The organism is Paludibacter jiangxiensis, assembly GCF_001618385.1.
GTDB classification, from domain to species: domain Bacteria; phylum Bacteroidota; class Bacteroidia; order Bacteroidales; family Paludibacteraceae; genus Microbacter; species Microbacter jiangxiensis.
The window spans coordinates 597904-614527 of sequence record NZ_BDCR01000003.1; the positions used below are offsets into that span (position 1 = coordinate 597904).

A 16624-nucleotide genomic window follows, 5' to 3' on the forward strand; every position below is an offset into this window, starting at 1 on the left:
GTTCTTACAGCAGGATTTTTTCATTTGTAACATCTCAATTCCTATTTCAACTCATACGATGGATTCAATGGATGGATCATCTCAGGCACTTTCGGCGGATCAATCTTCACTGCGCCGGCCAGTCCTTTGCCCGTCACGTTATTCATACTCAACAAGGGTCCGACGAAACCGCTCACGTTGATATTGCTCAGGTTGGCATTCCGGATATTGGCCAGCGATATTCCTTTTTTGCAGGTTCCGCTCACGTCGCTCAGCGTAAAGCCCTGCAATGGCTTTAGCGGATGTACGCTGGTCCCGTCTACCAAAACCGGCACGACATGCACCTTCACCCGCGAAAAGCTAAAATTCCTGACGGTCGGAATTCCCTCCATTCCTGAAACCGGAAACTGATCCTGAATACCGCTTCCCAACAAATTGAAACGCAGAAATCCTCCTTCAGTACCGGCAACCTCTATATCCTCCACTTTAATATTTTCGATAAAAGCGCCCCGTCCCGGTCGGCTCTTGATGTAGATGGCATGGGTTTTAGCGTAGGTAAATTTGCAGTTTCGAATCACCACATCGCGAATACCACCTGATGTTTCGCTACCAATACCAATACAGGCAAAAATCGAATCGGCAAAGGTGCAGTTGGTGATGGTGACATCTTCGGTAGTCTGCAATAAAGTATAGCCTTCCATTCCGCGACCCGATTTCAGAGAGATACAGTCGTCGCCGGTAGCAATATCGCAACGATCTATGGTGACATGTTTGCACGAATCAACATCAATGCCGTCGCCATTACCGCCAGTACTGCGAATCGTCAGGTTTTTAATCGTGATATTTTCGCAATAGGTAGGATGAATAGACCACATCTGATGATAGTCGGTCGAGAAATCTTCGAAGCGAATACCCCGACTGCCAAGAGGTTCGATCAGAGCCGGATGACGCAGCGGATTTTGCGCATTGGGGCGACCACCCAGAGCATGGCATCCCTGAATTTTCCCGGGACCAACAATCCCAATATTTTCGGCATCGACAGCATAAATCAACCCTACATGACCCTGAATCCATTTACCTTCCCAGCGCACCTGCATCACCGGATAGTCTGCAAAATCGGGACTACCGGTAAGTACTGCATCGTTCTCCAAACGAAGCAGCGTATTCGATTTTAGACCAATCCCGCCAATCAGGTAATTACCGTTCGGCACAAGCACTTCGCCTCCACCCAGCACCCAACAACGGTCAATTGCCTCCTGAATAGCAACCGTATCCTTGGTGATACCATCGCCTTTTGCGCCAAAATCACGGATATTCAGCTTGACTCCTTTTGATGTGGTGACACTTTTTTGCACCGGCTTGGTTTGTTTCTTATTCTTTACGGACTGCGCGCCGGCAATTCCGGGAATGGACGCCACAATGGGAGCTGCAAGCAAACCGGCACCGGCAATTTTCAAAAATTTTCTTCTGGAAGGGTTTTGGATCATGAGTTTATATGTTTATCCAACATTTTACCACAAAGAACACAAAGGGCATTCACAAAGTAACTCAAAGATATAAATCACTTTGCGTGCCTTCATAGTAGAGAAATTTTATAATATCATTCGCTTAATGCCATCTTTTAAATGTCTAACATTGAAATTGATTAAAAGACCAAGATGACAACCCGACAATTTCATGTAGGTCAATATTTGTGCAAAATGCAAATCAGACAAAGCATCCACTGATTTCAATTCGATAATAATTTCATTTTCCACCATCAAATCAATGCGATATCCACTTTCCAATTTTACGTCTTTATAAATCAGAGGTAAAACTTTCTGTTTCTCAACTCTTAAACCCGCTTGTGAAAGTTCATAATATAGACACTCCTCATAAGAGCTTTCAAGTAGACCGGGACCTAAAGCGGAATGTACAGTAAAAGAACAATCCAGAATTTGTTTGAAGATAATTTCTCTGTTCATGTGCCTTTTTTTATTTTACCACAAAGAGCACAAAGTATGTAATAAACTTAGCGTGCCTTTGTGACGTACTTGGTGATCCTTTGTGGTTTAATCAGATTCTTGTATTTTCAATATTTTACCGGAATATTTTTCCAGTTTTATCACATACGGATGTTCGGAAGAAAATTGTTGTTCAGGTTCTACTACCCCCGATAATAAATCAACGGCTCCAACCTGCATATTTTCCTGCAGACCAAGATAATCGAAGGCATGCTTGGGAATAATCACGGCCACTTCTGCCGCAGTATCCGCAAAATTCACACAAATCAGCAAGAGTTCGTCACCGGCTTTGCGCAGATATGCAAACTGCCGGTCGGAATTGAAGCGGGGATTACTGCAATTGACGTACATCAGGTCGAACATTTCGCCTTCACGGATGGCTTTCTCCTGCAACGAAACGTTCAGCAGCTGTTGGTAAAAAGCCCGCAGCTCCTGTTGTTCTGTCGTCAGATGCGCTCCGCCGCATTTGCCCTTGTTGTACCATCGACGCAAAGAATCGACGCTCCAGTAATCGAAAATCGTAGTCCGCCCGTCATCGCCGCTAAACCCTTCAGCATCGGCAGCCGGTTCGCCCAATTCCTGTCCGGCATACACCATCACCACCGAAGTCGATAAGGTCGCCGTTACAATCATTGCAGGAAGAGCCTTCCGGGCGTCACCTGCAAAAAAACGGGATGCAATACGTTGCTCGTCGTGATTTTCGAGAAAGAAGAGCATCTTGGGCAAAATATCATTCACCCGCTGCCACATCACACTGATACGTCGAGCCGATTCGTTGCCGCAAGTGATATTTCGCAGGGTATCGTACATCCCCACTTTATCGTAGAGATAGTCGAAATGGCCGAAATCGATATAGCTGCGGTAAACAGCCGGATTATAGGCTTCGGCAATAAAAATAATATGAGGAAACTGTTCCTTTACTTTTGGAATCACCCATGACCAAAACTCCACCGGCACCATCTCGGCCATGTCGCAACGAAATCCGTCGATTTGTTTGCCTGCCCAAAACAGCAGAATGTCCAGCATTTTAGTCCAGGTATCAGGAACCGGAACGAAATGCCTGGTGTGACCGCCCTGATAATCCACACCATAATTTAGCTTGACCGTTTCGTACCAATCGCTTACCGTAGGATGAGCCGAAAAGACGTCGTTGCCGCTCGCCTTGGCCGGGTATTCATGGTAAGGAGCTTTTTCGTCTTTCAACAGATTGAATTGTCCCGCAAAAAACTGATTGGGAATGTAGTAGAAATTATTCTGCGGATTGAAAGCATGGTTGGTATTGTCGTTTTCACCCAGATCGGCAACACCGGCCGGTTTGGCATCCGAAGCGTACTGACGCGCCACATGGTTAGGCACAAAGTCGATCAACACCTTCATTCCTGCTTTATGGGTTCGTTCCACCAAAGCCTCAAATTCCTGCATCCGGGTAGGAACATTGGTTGCCAAATCGGGATCCACGTCGTAATAATCCTTGATGGCGTAAGGCGAACCGGCTTTTCCTTTGACAATGGCCGAATGGCCTTTGCGTATTCCGAATTCCGAATAATCGGTCTGGGTAGCATGTTCAATCACTCCTGTGTACCAAACATGAGTCACGCCAAGTTCCTGAATGCTTTTCAGAGCTTTTGCCGTGATGGCGTTGAATTTGCCGCATCCGTTGATATCGATTGACCCGTTGGGCAGGTTGACATGAGTAGTATTCCCGAACAAGCGGGGAAGTAGCTGATATATAATAAATTTAGAAGACATACTATTTTTAGATACAAGAGCCATGAGGTTAACATCAAGACTCATATTTCACATTTCCAGAAAGAGTTTAGCGGCAAGGATTTAATTACAACATCAATTCATTTCTCACTTTCTTCGTTAGTCCTTGGATGGTCAACTCGTACGACAAACGAATCCATTCTTCGATTTTCGCGTCGGGGATCGTATCGTTGAGCAAAACGGTATTCCAGTGCTTTTTGTTAAGGTGATAACCGGGTTGCACAGCTGCATATTGCTCCCGCAGTTCGATGGCCAATTCGGGATCACACTTCAGGGCAATAGTGGAGTCGCCGTCGAGAGCAATAATGGCGTACATCTTGCCACCCACCTTCAACACCAGATGCTCTTCACCGAAAGGGAAAGTCTCCTCGGTGTGAGGCAATGTAATGCAAAACTCCCGTGCAGAAATAATATCCATACGCAAAAAAGTGAATTGGTTTGCAGAACAAATATACGGCAAATCTTTGAAGCATGGGATTGCAAAACTATTTTTCCATTGCTCTATGTTTCTTGAATAGGCAATCTTGGAGCTGCAGACAATGCAATAACAAAATACTATCTCTATTTTGTTTGGAAGAAATATTAGTACATTTGAAGAGCTTTCGAATAGCAGGATTATTTCTATGCAGGAAAGACAAAGGAATTAAAATACAAAACCATGAATCTAAGGATTTCCTATTTTATTGTGTTGATTGTTCTATGCTTAACATCGTGTTACAATAAAAAAGACAATAGCCAAATGACCGTTAAAACAAAGGTAGATACGATCAGTTATACAGGTAATGCTGTAGCTTTTTTTAGTGAAGACACACGCAAAATGATACGTTTTATTCCTGTCAAAGAGAAAGATAGCACAAAATTTAAGCAATTAAATATTTTTCAATCAATTAAAGACCAACCTATTTATTGCATCTATATAGGAGGGTATCTAAATAGATTACTTCACTGCAAAGAAAAACAAATTTTGAAAAGAGAAATTTGCAAATATGGATACGCTTCTTATTATGTAAAGATATGGATCAGTTATCGGAACTATTTAGCTGGGCCTGAAAGACCTGGCATACCTGATAGTTGTAGATGCAAATTACTTTCTGAAACACATGACAGTGCAAAAATCCAAGAATTCGACATTCTACATATTCCTTAAACACTTGTATATTATTGATAATGAGAGCAAACATAGCAATATTCGTTCAATCTTAATCCCGTCCCGTCGGATTTGTAATCCGACGACGGAATGGAGCTTCGGGATCTGTGATCCTAAAATAACACAAAAACTTGTTTATTAAATACATATCGGATTAAAAATCCTAATTCTCAATACCCCCGGATTGCAAATCCGGGGGAACGAAATCGGTAAAGGAGAGTCTATATTATAGAATTTAGCCTATGAGAAATTTTAATATTTTCGCAATTATTGTTCTGACCATGGCCACTTTTTGTAGTTGTAATAAAAAACATTGGATCCCGATAGATAGCGAAACCTTAAAGCGACACTACTCGTGGCTTATAAATGATTCTGCCACTTCTATTATCAAAAACACTGTTTTAGTTCCCGATACTGCAACGGCAGTTAAAATTGCAGAGACTTATCTATTTGAGGTTTATGGGAAGGATAAAATCGTAGAAGAACGTCCATATGAGATTGGCAAAATCAATGAATATTGGTACATAACAGGTTCATTACCAAAATATAGTATGTGTGGTGGAACTTTTGAAATTCTATTAGAAGCCTCAACTGGGAAGGTGGTTAAAATAGGACATGGAAAATAATTAAAACCCTTTGCTAATCGGAATTCGCAAGACCCATATGCCACGCCCTGTCGGATTTATTTATCCCGGTTTCGTGCAGGCTTCAGGGAAACTCATAACCGCAACAATTACAGAGACCAGAAGGCATGATTGCCCTTCAAGCGGTTAGAAAACCGCTTGTCCCATTGGGTGGCGCGACCTCCGAGTCGCGCAAGATGCACCCACAGTGCCTCCCGCCCGCGTGAGGGATGGGAGCGGAAAGCCCTCAGCCGCAGGCGAGGACTTGCAGCGTACAGCCCGACCCGACGTAAGGAGGGGCACGCCCAAATAACAAATCTAATGGATCGTCAGGTGTTGCAGGTTGCATCGCTACTTTTTGCAAAATAAAGAGTAACTTTGCCGCAACAAAAAAGTAAACAGCACCCGGTGCACAGTCCGATGGAGCTTATACTCTACCAACTGCCGAGTACCGGATACTGACTACTGAGTACTTTTCCAATCATGGTTCATCAATACGATTTTTTAGTGATAGGCAGCGGAATTGCCGGCATGAGCTTTGCTCTGAAAGTGGCCGACAAAGGGAAAGTTGCCATTTTGTGCAAGTCGTCTCTCGAAGAGGCTAACACATCGTATGCTCAGGGCGGTATTGCTTCGGTAATGAAGCAAACCGACAATTTCGAGAAGCATATTCAGGATACCATCACAGCCGGCGACAACATTTGCGATCGCGACGTGGTGGAAAAAGTGGTAAAAGAGGCTCCCGCCCAAATCAAGGAACTGATCAGCTGGGGCGTCGATTTCGATAAGGACGAGAAAGGCAATTTTGACCTTCACCGCGAAGGCGGCCACTCCGAATTCCGCATCCTGCACCACAAGGATACTACCGGAAGCGAAATTCAGGAAAGCCTGATTCAGCAGGTGAAACACCACCCGAACATCGATGTTTTCAACAACCATTTCGCCATCGAAATTCTTACCCAGCACCACCTGGGACAGATTGTCACTCGCCATACGCCCGATATTGAATGTTACGGCGCTTATGTGCTCGACAACAACACCCGCAATATCGACACTTTTCTGGCAAAAATAACGCTGATTGCAACCGGCGGTATCGGTAACGTGTATCACACCACCACCAACCCTGTGATTGCCACCGGCGACGGCATTGCCATGGTGCACCGTGCCAGAGGTGTAATTCGCGACATGGAGTTCGTGCAATTCCACCCGACGGCTTTGTACCATCCCGGTGAACGTCCTTCGTTCCTGATTACGGAAGCGATGCGCGGTTACGGAGCACTGCTCCGCACCAGCGACGGCAAAGAATTTATGCACAAATACGATGCCCGTGGTGCTCTGGCTCCCCGCGACATTGTGGCCCGCGCTATTGACAACGAGATGAAAAACCGTGGTGACGACTGCGTGTATCTGGATGTTCGTCACAAAGATGCGGAAGAGACCAAAAACCACTTCCCGAACATTTATCAGCACTGTCTGGATCTGGGCATAGACATCACCAAAGATATGATTCCGGTAGCTCCAGCGGCGCATTACCTGTGCGGAGGCATCAGTGTCGATCTGGACGGACAATCGACCATTAACCGACTCTATGCTGCCGGTGAATGTTCGCGCACCGGACTTCACGGAGCCAATCGTCTTGCGTCCAACTCACTGATTGAAGCAGTAGTGTATGCTGATGCTGTGGCCAAACATGCATTGCAACGTCTGGACAACTATTCCTATAAAGATTTTCCCTCATGGGATGATTCAGGAACATCGCTTCCCGAAGAAAACGTACTGATCACCCAAAGTGTCAAAGAGGTACAGCAGATCATGAGTACCTACGTGGGCATCGTACGCTCCAACCTCCGTCTGCAAAGAGCTTTATCGCGTCTGGAAATTCTCTACCGCGAAACAGAAAGCCTGTTCGACCGTTCGGTGGTATCAAAAGAAATATGCGAACTGCGGAACATCATCAGCGTGGGTTATCTGATTATCAAGCAAGCCATGCAACGGAAAGAGAGCCGCGGGTTGCACTACACCATCGACTATCCCGACCCGTGTAAAGCAGGTGGTGAGGAAGCGAGTAAGTGAGAAAGCACACAGTATTCAGTAAACAGTTCTCAGTTTGAGTCTGGATCTGTAAATCGTAAATTGTAAATCTTTAAATCGTAAATTTAGAATATGAACTTATTCATCCACTGGAACATTGACCCTGAAATTGTGAAGATCTTTGGCATATCGGTGCGTTATTACGGAATCCTTTTTGTCGGAGGTATTCTTCTGGCGCTTCTGATGCTTGAAAAAATGGCAAAACTGCAAGGTTTCACGTCCAAAGAATGGGATAAGCTCACGCTCTACGGACTGTTGGGCATTGTACTCGGAGCACGCCTCGGACACTGTCTCTTTTACGAACCGGGGTATTTCCTTGCCCATCCGGTTGAGATCCTCCTCCCGATTCAGCATTTGCCCGACGGCGGCTATCATTTTACTGGTTTTCAGGGGCTCGCCAGTCACGGAGGTGCACTCGGATTGATCATCGCACTGGCCTTGTTCACTTATCAGACAAAGCGCAGCTTGTGGGTCACCCTCGATTTAGTAGCTGTAGTTACTCCCATTTCAGCCTTCTTTATCCGCATGGCCAACCTGATGAATTCCGAAATTATCGGCAAACCAACTGATGTACCCTGGGCTTTCGTCTTCGAAAAAGTGGACATGTTGCCGCGACATCCGTCTCAGTTGTACGAAGGACTATCTTACCTGTTTATCTTTATTGTAAACATGGTACTGTATCGTAAATTCAAAAACCGCGTTGGAACAGGTTTCTTTTTCGGCCTCACTATCGCGCTGATCTTTATTGCCCGCTTCTTTATTGAATTTTTGAAAGAGCGTCAGGTAGCTTTCGAAGAATCGATGACTATGGATATGGGACAGTGGCTGAGCATTCCTTTCGTGCTGATCGGAGCTTATTTGGTTTGGAGAAGCCTTAAGACGAAGAAGTAAAACCCATATATTTCAGCCGTATTTTATCAAGTAATCTATTGTTTTGCTGCTAAGTAAAGAAAGAACGGCACAAAACGAACCCAATTTATAGAATAGTCTTTTTTACAAACAGCCCGGCATAAGTATTTGATGCTTATGCCGGGCTGTTTTTCTATGCCTTGTTGCAATGTTATTATATATGCCACCCAATTGTGCTTTATATTGTCTAAAAAACATTGCTTTGAATCTTGTCCGACCTTTCAGGTCGTGTAGGTTAAAGCTATGCTTACACGCAGGTCACAGACCTGCGGTTATGGGAATGGGGCTTTTCAAGCCATAAGCAAAATAACCGATAATGATATAAAACAAAAAGGTTCCTGCTCTCGCAGGAACCTTCTCCAAAGCCTATAATAATTTCTAGTCAAAAAATTGTATAAGAGCAGATATATAAACGACTCTCATTACAAGGCTTACGTTAACGCCGGTTTATTTGCCAATGGATAAAGGCCGGCTATTATATCTAATGTATTTTCTAAGAAATCAGGAAAAGAGGAAACTTTTATCCAATTCCTTAATTATATTCTGAGCAACGAAGCTATTTAGCAGAAACCTGCAAGCAGGTCTCCACTAAATATCAACATATTATTTCTGCAAACCATCTGCAAAACCAGCATAAGCAGGTTTGCGGTTGTAATTTGCATCCCAAAGGCCGATAGGTTCACCCGGTCTCCATGAAGAGCTGGTCGGACTATCGACCAAAGACCATTGTGTAATACCATAACGCTGTGCGGCTGGTATAAGCTCAAAATAAGCTTTCACAATTTGTTTGTAAAAATCAGACATCTGTTTCAGCTGATCAAAGGTTACGTCCGCGGTTTTGACATTAGCCATACTACCGGCAGGTCTGATACCCATATCCAATTCTGTAATCTTAATCAGTTTACCAGTAGCAGCAAGATTCGTGAGCATCGCTCTGATTCCTTCTATTGTATTTATACCCAATGTAACGTGCATTTGGGTACCAATACCATCTACTTTCACACCTTTACTTTCAATATAATTGATGTACTGAATCAAACCCTGACATTTCTTTTGGTCGGGATTTTCCAATCCATAATCATTAACGAATAGTTTGTCAGTGGCATTACCATATTGACGCGCTAACTGAATAGCACGAACAGCATAATCCTTGCCCAGGTAATCCTGCCAGTAGAATTCATCAGCCGCCAGCGTTTTGCCAACACCTGTCTTGATTTGTGTAGGATCGCTATCCGACATTGGTTCATTGACAACATCCCATGCCTTGACATAACCTTTTGTTTTTGCCAACATGCTTGAAATCCAGTTTTCTAATGCTTTGTCAATAATAGCTGTCTTTTCCGCATCGGTTTTTGGTACTGTAGTAGTACCCGGATTCGGATTCCAGATTTCAACTTTCGCATTATCAAAATAGTAAGTTGTTGCCGTTTTACCAAGGTTAAATGCTATGGTGTTACAACCATCCTGACTGCTGGAAACCGTCATTTCTTTCACGTAGGTTGTCCATGTCGGTGTTGAACTGAGAGTACCAAAGAAATCGTAAAATTTGTATGCACCCGGAGCCGTGTGGGCTTGAGTTGGGTAAGAAGCATTGGCATCCGATTTGATATCCATGGTTAAACGCAACTTATCACCTTGTTTCACAGCTTTCGGGAATGTGAAAAATATCTGACAATCCCAGTCATTCGTCCGAACTGCAGCATTTGTAATAGTGAGAGCTCTACCGATACCGTCTTTTCCTCCACCTGCTGCTGTAAAGCCTCTTACTGCGTTAGCATTGTAAGAATAAACAGATCCGGCAGTCGAAGAATTGTCGGTTTCAAAGTTCTGAGACCAAAGCGGATCCCATCTTGCAGGAGCACTTCCGACAATAACAGTCGGTGCAATGATACTGTTGAGATAGGTCGCATTCTGATTTGCATGCCAGCAAAGAGTATGACCAAAAACTGAAATACCAGCGCCTTGTGCGGTTTTTACAAAACTTTCCACGGTAGAAAAGTCCATTGACCCGTCATTTTGAACAACAGCCCCATGTTTCATTTCATAACCCGCAGTCACATCTGTAAAATTCGATTTTATAATTCTGTAAAGAGCACCTTTTGTATTAAATTCAGTTGCTGAGACTCCGGCTCCTAATCTGAACTTTGTAGTATCAACATACTCTTTCAACACCTTATAACTCTTCAAATATTCTAACTGGGCAAGACCATCAGGTTTTTGCACATCATAATTAAAGAGATCACTGTTGTCCGCGCAGGAAGCAAAAAAAGCAACTGCGACAAGAGTTATCATCAATTTATATATACTTTTCATAAGCATAAGATCTAAATGAAGATTTAATTATTATTCACCGGTAAAAATGTTTCCATTTTCACTCCACGATCACGGACTACCAGGGTATCATTGGTTTGATAACTCTTACCACTTGCCCCCATCGTAATATTGTAGTTCAGATAGATTGCACTACGATCTACATTACCCCAACTTTTCTTTTCTCCATTCTTAACAAACATTCCGGTTCCTGTTGCAGTAAATCCGGTCGTTGATGAAGAAACCGTACATTTTCCCTGACTGTCAAACGTCAGAAGAAGAGTGCAAGCCACTGTATTTCCTCCACCATCAACCACTTTTATCGGCAATTGAACAGCGTTCAGCGAAACCGTGCTTGTACTGCATACTTCATCTTTTTCAACATATTGGTTGTGACGGATATTGGTTGTTGTAGCAGAACCCAAAGTAATGACATCTTTACCTCTTCTGAGATAATTTGCATGATATTGATTGATAAATTTCACGCAATAGAGAACGAAGTCCTTTGGCTGAACATCCCACAATGCAGAATTGGCTCTGGCCGCATTTGCTACTTTGGGTATTCCGGAGAGAATCGAATCTGCATTCGCAACTTTAGTCATACGCAAAGGAATAACATACGTATTCTGCAATGAAAGAGGATCTGCAAAAAACGCATCGGTCAACTGTACACCTACACATCCCATCAACGAGTGATCCAAAGAGATTTTGTTACCCGAAAGAGTGTAATAATTGGATGGCATCGCTTTTACGGCAGCTCCTCCTGTTGTGAAAAGCAAATTATTGCACAACGAATTGTCTACAGAAAAGTCGATATCAATCTTTTTCTTATTTGCGTACACGCCTCCCATGGTAGCATATATCTGACACTGATGAGCATTATCCAAACTGGTGTCATATGTATCATCTCCCAACACGATCGTTCTGACCGGAAATTGGTAAGCAAAATATACAGTTGTACGACCAAAGTCAGGGAACTCTGCATCCTGATTATGGCAAGATGTAACCAACAATGCCAAAATTGCAGTACACAGGACAGAGAATAAATTTATTCGTTTCATATTCTAATGTATTTTTCAATTATTGTTCAATTAAAATTACCAGCCTGCGTTTTGTTCCAACGAGTTGAATTTGCGTATTTCGCTGTAAGGTATTGGTCCAAAATACATGTAATCTTTGTAATTTCTTGCTTCAACGTTAATCGGAGTATATTTCAATGTTCCGTCCGACAACTTATCGACCTGCATTCCTTTTACCGTTTCATTCAGATTTGCTGTCGGGACTTTCCAACGACGCAAATCATAAAAACGTTGATTTTCGAAACACATTTCAATACGGCGTTCGTTGCGAATAAGGTCACGCATTTTAGCCTTATCACTCTTAATACTTTCCAGATAAGCATCACCTCCGGTAATACCTGCTCTTTGGCGTATTTTCTTGATCACATCATAGGCGCTGTAAGAATGAGAACCTGTTCCGGTAGGACCATACGCCTCATTGGCTGCTTCTGCATAGTTCAAAAATATTTCGGTGTAGCGGATACGTGCAGTATAATGCTTTTGTCCTGTATTTTTCGAAGGATCAGGATTACAATCGGCACGCAACAGTTTACGTAAATAATATCCGGTACGGGTAGACGCCCCACTCTGCTTATTAAGAACATCATTGTTAGACGTATTGTACGTTCCTGAAATAATCTTGGTACTACTTGGACCCTGAGTTCCTTCATTCACAACAATATATTTCGCCAAACGGGGATCTCTGTTTGCATATGGATTGGTAGCCGCATAACCACTATTTGAATCCGAAATAGGGTAACCGTTCAATGCAGGGAAAGCATCAACAAGATTTTGTGACGGGTTCACACGTCCTTTTCCAAACAGAGATGGAGGAAAATTGTCTTTCTCCAAATCGAGATTTGAACCGACATCCGATCTCCAGATTATTTCACTTGGATTGGAACCTGAAGCAATAGCGTCAATATCTGACGTATTTGTATACCAGGTATTACCATTCGCGGGCAAATCGTTCACTTTGTTTGGAAGCCTGTCAATCACGACAGCAGCGTAATCGGCAGCATCAGCATACGAAGCATTGGTTCCGGCACTAAATGCAGGGCTGGCAGCATAAAGCGCAACCTGCGATTTAATCGCTTCTACAATACGCCCAGTGATACGACCTCTCATAATGTTGCCAAATACATCGTTATAGTCAGTGATTTTTGTCACTCCCATTGTCTGATATTTGGCCGGGATGCCGCTTGCATTCGCTATGTCGGTATAGTCTAAAGGCAACAAAGCCATAGCTCTTGACATATCCTTGTATATCTGCTGTACACATTCCTTAAACGTATTACGGGGCACATTGAAATTGGTTGAAGTCGTTTGAGGAATAGTGTCGATAGGCACTCCTAACAACTGTCCACTACTTGTCCAACCCCCATGTGCTTTCAGCAACGTAAACAGTTGCAGTGCACGTAATGCATAAGCCTCACCTTTGAAACGATCATTATACATCGTTTTACGGTTGGGATCTTTAGCCCAGGCCACCTTATCTGAATTCTGAAGGAAAAGATTCAAATACTGAATTGCAGCACGACATCCACTCCATCTTGATTGAGCATCGGTACTGGCAGTCCAGGAACCCGTTGCCATTCTCAAATATGCATTATTAAAATCATTCGTGACTGCGTCATCAGATGCAAGATCAGTAGCCGGAGCATTTTGATAAGGCAAAAGAATGTATGCTGAACCTAACAAACCCTGAGCGAATGCCGGTTCCTGATACATAGCGTCGATAGATCGATTATTTTCAATGGCTGGTTCAAAGTAATCAGAACATGCCACCAAAAGAGGTATAAGAACCAAAAGTTTCAATATATTTCTCATAGTTTTAATTCTTTTTTTATGAATTAGAATGCCACTTTAACGCCTAAATTATAGAATCGGGTTTGTGGGGCGCTTGTTACATTCGTTTCCAATATTTTACGCTCTTTAGCGATTGTCAACAAGTTTGAACCGCTAATATAGGCTGAGATTTCATGGATAAAGAACTTTTGCAACAATGCCTTAGGAACATCGTAAGTCAACTGAACTTTAGCCAAATCAAAGCGATCTGTACTGTACAGCCAGAAGTCAGAATTTTGGAAATTGTTAGTTCCACTTCCTGTTGTTAATCTTGGATATGTGGCTGTAGCTGCAGTACTTTCTGTCCAGCGTCCACGAACAACATCCGAGTACTTCCCTTCTCCATACACCCAATAATATGTACCGCCTTTAATGGCTTTTGCACCAAAACCACCTGTACCCAAAGCGAATAAAGTAAAGTTTCCATACTTCATTGTAAGGTTTACACCTGTAACAAGAGGAGCTCCGGAATAACCGCCACGACCCAAGTTAACCTGGTCTTTTTCGTCAATCACACCATCCTGGTTCATATCCTGATATTTGATATCACCGGCTTGTACATTACCAAAGGTTGGTCTTGGATGAGCAGCCGTACCATCAATAGCAGTAACCTCATCCTTAGTGTAAAATCCAAGCGCTTTCAAGCCCCAGATTGCATCCAGCGGTTTGCCTGCACGGTTTTGGTAAGCATTCAGATAATTTTCATCTCTCTTCGTAGCCTTAGCCATATAATATGTTGCTATCAAACCTAAAGAACAATCCAGTTTGCCAATTTTCTTATTGATATTGAGTTTAACATCAAAACCATTACGTCCATCATTGTTAAAGTTAGCATATGGAGCAAACGATGTTTGAGGATAACCGATAATAAAATAGCTTGGATATTGAGTAGATGGCTGAACAATAAGGCCCTTCATGCTATTTGTAAAGTAAGAAGCATCTACTGTAATCAGTTTATTCAACAAGGCAGCTTTCATGTTGACAGAAAATTCTTTTCTTTTCACAAAAGTCAGGTTCGGACTGTCAACACGACGAACGTTGGTAGATTTTTCAGACGCTCCGTCATACCAGCCCCAGTAGGCTCCATCCGCTTGCGTTACGTTACCTTGGTACAAATAGTAGTTTGCAATATCCAAATCTGAGTTCAGAATACTTGCCGACGCACTCAAAGTAAGATCATTTACAACCGGCGAATTCGCCAGAAAATTTTCTTTCTTCACATTCCATCCCAAAGTCATTGACGGAGATAGAGCATCTCTGTTTCCGCTTCCTAACTTTGCTGAATGAACTCCGGCAATGCCTAAATCTGCAAAATATTTCTTTTGGTAATCATAGCTTACCTGTAACCCGATATTGGCATTTGAGGGTTTATGGTAAGTTCCTGATTGTGTCTGCTGAAAACCTGCAGCCAATAATGTTGCAGAAATATTATGAACATCATTGATTTTTGTCTTATAGTCAAATTGAGCAGAAAATGCAATAGTCTGTCTGTCGGCTGAATTGCTCGCATTCTGGTTTCCAGACTTCTTATCGTCATTATATTTCGTAATCGTATTAATAACATCTGTACCATTGTAAGCAGCCCATGTAGGTGCAAAAACTGCATAGCTGTTATCGTAAGAAAGCGTATATGATGTAGCATAATCTACTGCAAACATACCTTTGAAGGAAAGACCTTTCAACACTCCTTTCAAGTCAAAATCGAGTCCTGTGTCAAACTGGAACTGACGGCTTGTCCATTGACTGTAACCGGCGGCATACATATCAGCAAAAACATTCGTTGGATCAGCCTGTGTTCCACCAAGGAAATACTTACCATCAACAATATTCAAACTGCTATTAATCAATGCCAGATTATTGACATCGTTTTTGTCAATAAAACTAAGTGGCACAAGCGGAGACAAACGATTAGGACGGAAGGTAGATGCAGCACCCCAATAATCACCCTTTGCACTGCGGGTATTATAGAAAGTAGCATTTGCATTGACATACGTCTTAATTAAATCATTGATTGCAAAATCGATGTTACCTCTTACATTCAGGCGATTGATATTATTGTTTTTTCCCTGTCCAATTTTGAACAGATCGTCCTGAGTATAATAACCAATATTTGTATAATAACGTGCTCTGTTATTTCCACCTGAAATCTCTGCAACAGCTTCAGTTTTATTATAAGCTTTCTTCAGAAAATCAGAAGAGTAGAAATCAAGGTTCGGATAGCGATACGGATTTTGACCTGTGCTGTAATTATAGATGTCATTTGCACTGTACAAAGGAGTCAAACCATCGTTGGTACGAGCCTCGTTGTATAACGACATATATTCAGCAGAACCCAGATAGGTTGGGTAGCGCTTGGAAACAAACATACCAGTATTAACCCGCACATCCACTTTGTTTGGTCCGGCTTTACCTCTCTTTGTTGTAATAAGCACAACACCTTTGGCTGCGCGACTACCGTAAAGCACTATCGCGGAAGCACCTTTCAGGAATGTAATCTGATCAATTTCAGTTGGATCAACATTGTTAGCATCACGGGGAACGCCGTCTATTAAGACTAAATAATCGCTACCCATGCCCCACAATGAATTACCAGTCCACCCACCCACATAACCTTGCATATTGTCAAGACTATAGGTGTTGTAGTTCTTCTTCATTAAATTTTCCATATCGACTACGGAAACCCCTCCTAACAAATCGCTTTGCGGCACTTTCCTGTAAGCCACCTGAACTAATGAGTTTCCATCATTATTCGAAGAAACAGCTTCATTATCTGCAGATGTTTGCGCAGTCGCTAAAAACAGCGAGGAGAAGGCAAACAAAGCACATAAAGTAAGTCTTATTTTTATGTATTTCATCGTATATTCATTTGTTGTTAAACATTGATGTTTA

At 42.7% G+C, this 16624-nt stretch carries 12 protein-coding genes; 4 read left to right on the plus strand and 8 right to left on the minus strand.

From position 1 onward, the window contains the following. Window positions 1-41 precede the first annotated feature (41 nt). The 4 genes from PJIAN_RS09005 to PJIAN_RS09020 all read right to left on the minus strand — a co-directional run bounded on the left by PJIAN_RS09005 (window position 42) and on the right by PJIAN_RS09020 (window position 4167). Window positions 42-1466, minus strand: a complete 1425-nt coding sequence (locus tag PJIAN_RS09005) for a glycoside hydrolase family 28 protein (RefSeq protein ID WP_068704208.1) — start codon at window positions 1464-1466, stop codon at window positions 42-44. A 105-nt stretch (window positions 1467-1571) separates the two neighbouring features. Beyond that, a complete protein-coding gene (locus PJIAN_RS09010; protein ID WP_068704209.1) occupies window positions 1572-1943 on the minus strand; it encodes a GxxExxY protein in 372 nt (123 codons plus the stop codon). Between the two features lie 87 nt (window positions 1944-2030). After that, entirely contained in the window at window positions 2031-3731 is a 1701-nt protein-coding gene (locus tag PJIAN_RS09015) for an alpha-amylase family protein (protein ID WP_068704687.1), read from the minus strand. Between the two features lie 85 nt (window positions 3732-3816). After that, complete coding sequence (locus tag PJIAN_RS09020; protein WP_068704211.1) at window positions 3817-4167, minus strand: MmcQ/YjbR family DNA-binding protein; 351 nt, start codon at window positions 4165-4167, stop codon at window positions 3817-3819. 321 nt (window positions 4168-4488) lie between these two features. Between PJIAN_RS09020 and PJIAN_RS09025 the strand changes: the two genes are divergently transcribed. The 4 genes from PJIAN_RS09025 (at window position 4489) to lgt (ending at window position 8501) form a co-directional block, all read left to right on the plus strand. Beyond that, a complete protein-coding gene (locus PJIAN_RS09025) occupies window positions 4489-4896 on the plus strand; it encodes a hypothetical protein (RefSeq protein WP_068704213.1) in 408 nt (135 codons plus the stop codon). Between the two features lie 242 nt (window positions 4897-5138). Further along, window positions 5139-5522, plus strand: coding sequence for an NTF2 fold immunity protein (locus tag PJIAN_RS09030; RefSeq protein ID WP_068704216.1), 384 nt, complete (start codon window positions 5139-5141; stop codon window positions 5520-5522). A 480-nt stretch (window positions 5523-6002) separates the two neighbouring features. After that, complete coding sequence (gene nadB, locus PJIAN_RS09035; protein ID WP_068704218.1) at window positions 6003-7592, plus strand: L-aspartate oxidase; 1590 nt, start codon at window positions 6003-6005, stop codon at window positions 7590-7592. Window positions 7593-7682: 90 nt separating this feature from the next. After that, the gene (gene lgt, locus PJIAN_RS09040) at window positions 7683-8501 is read left to right on the plus strand and encodes a prolipoprotein diacylglyceryl transferase (protein ID WP_068704220.1); all 819 of its coding nucleotides are present in this window, start codon (window positions 7683-7685) and stop codon (window positions 8499-8501) included. A gap of 621 nt (window positions 8502-9122) precedes the next feature. Here lgt and PJIAN_RS09045 read toward each other — a convergent pair. Genes PJIAN_RS09045 through PJIAN_RS09060 form a run of 4 tightly spaced genes read right to left on the minus strand, consistent with a single transcriptional unit; the run spans window position 9123 to window position 16590 of the window. Further along, complete coding sequence (locus PJIAN_RS09045) at window positions 9123-10832, minus strand: endo-1,4-beta-xylanase (RefSeq protein WP_068704689.1); 1710 nt, start codon at window positions 10830-10832, stop codon at window positions 9123-9125. A gap of 23 nt (window positions 10833-10855) precedes the next feature. Then, window positions 10856-11890, minus strand: a complete 1035-nt coding sequence (locus tag PJIAN_RS09050) for a DUF5627 domain-containing protein (protein WP_068704227.1) — start codon at window positions 11888-11890, stop codon at window positions 10856-10858. 36 nt (window positions 11891-11926) lie between these two features. Beyond that, a complete protein-coding gene (locus PJIAN_RS09055) occupies window positions 11927-13717 on the minus strand; it encodes a RagB/SusD family nutrient uptake outer membrane protein (protein WP_068704229.1) in 1791 nt (596 codons plus the stop codon). Window positions 13718-13740: 23 nt separating this feature from the next. After that, window positions 13741-16590 carry a SusC/RagA family TonB-linked outer membrane protein gene (locus PJIAN_RS09060; protein ID WP_068704230.1) on the minus strand — a complete coding sequence of 950 codons (2850 nt, stop codon included), beginning with the start codon at window positions 16588-16590 and terminating at the stop codon, window positions 13741-13743. Window positions 16591-16624 lie beyond the last annotated feature (34 nt).

Coding starts and splice junctions, on each gene's coding strand:
- PJIAN_RS09005 (WP_068704208.1), bottom strand. CDS start 1,466: ATGATCCAAAACCCTTCCAGAAGAAAATTTTTGAAAATTGCCGGTGCC.
- PJIAN_RS09010 (WP_068704209.1), bottom strand. CDS start 1,943: ATGAACAGAGAAATTATCTTCAAACAAATTCTGGATTGTTCTTTTACT.
- PJIAN_RS09015 (WP_068704687.1), bottom strand. CDS start 3,731: ATGTCTTCTAAATTTATTATATATCAGCTACTTCCCCGCTTGTTCGGG.
- PJIAN_RS09020 (WP_068704211.1), bottom strand. CDS start 4,167: ATGGATATTATTTCTGCACGGGAGTTTTGCATTACATTGCCTCACACC.
- PJIAN_RS09025 (WP_068704213.1), top strand. CDS start 4,489: ATGACCGTTAAAACAAAGGTAGATACGATCAGTTATACAGGTAATGCT.
- PJIAN_RS09030 (WP_068704216.1), top strand. CDS start 5,139: ATGAGAAATTTTAATATTTTCGCAATTATTGTTCTGACCATGGCCACT.
- nadB (WP_068704218.1), top strand. CDS start 6,003: ATGGTTCATCAATACGATTTTTTAGTGATAGGCAGCGGAATTGCCGGC.
- lgt (WP_068704220.1), top strand. CDS start 7,683: ATGAACTTATTCATCCACTGGAACATTGACCCTGAAATTGTGAAGATC.
- PJIAN_RS09045 (WP_068704689.1), bottom strand. CDS start 10,832: ATGAAAAGTATATATAAATTGATGATAACTCTTGTCGCAGTTGCTTTT.
- PJIAN_RS09050 (WP_068704227.1), bottom strand. CDS start 11,890: ATGAAACGAATAAATTTATTCTCTGTCCTGTGTACTGCAATTTTGGCA.
- PJIAN_RS09055 (WP_068704229.1), bottom strand. CDS start 13,717: ATGAGAAATATATTGAAACTTTTGGTTCTTATACCTCTTTTGGTGGCA.
- PJIAN_RS09060 (WP_068704230.1), bottom strand. CDS start 16,590: ATGAAATACATAAAAATAAGACTTACTTTATGTGCTTTGTTTGCCTTC.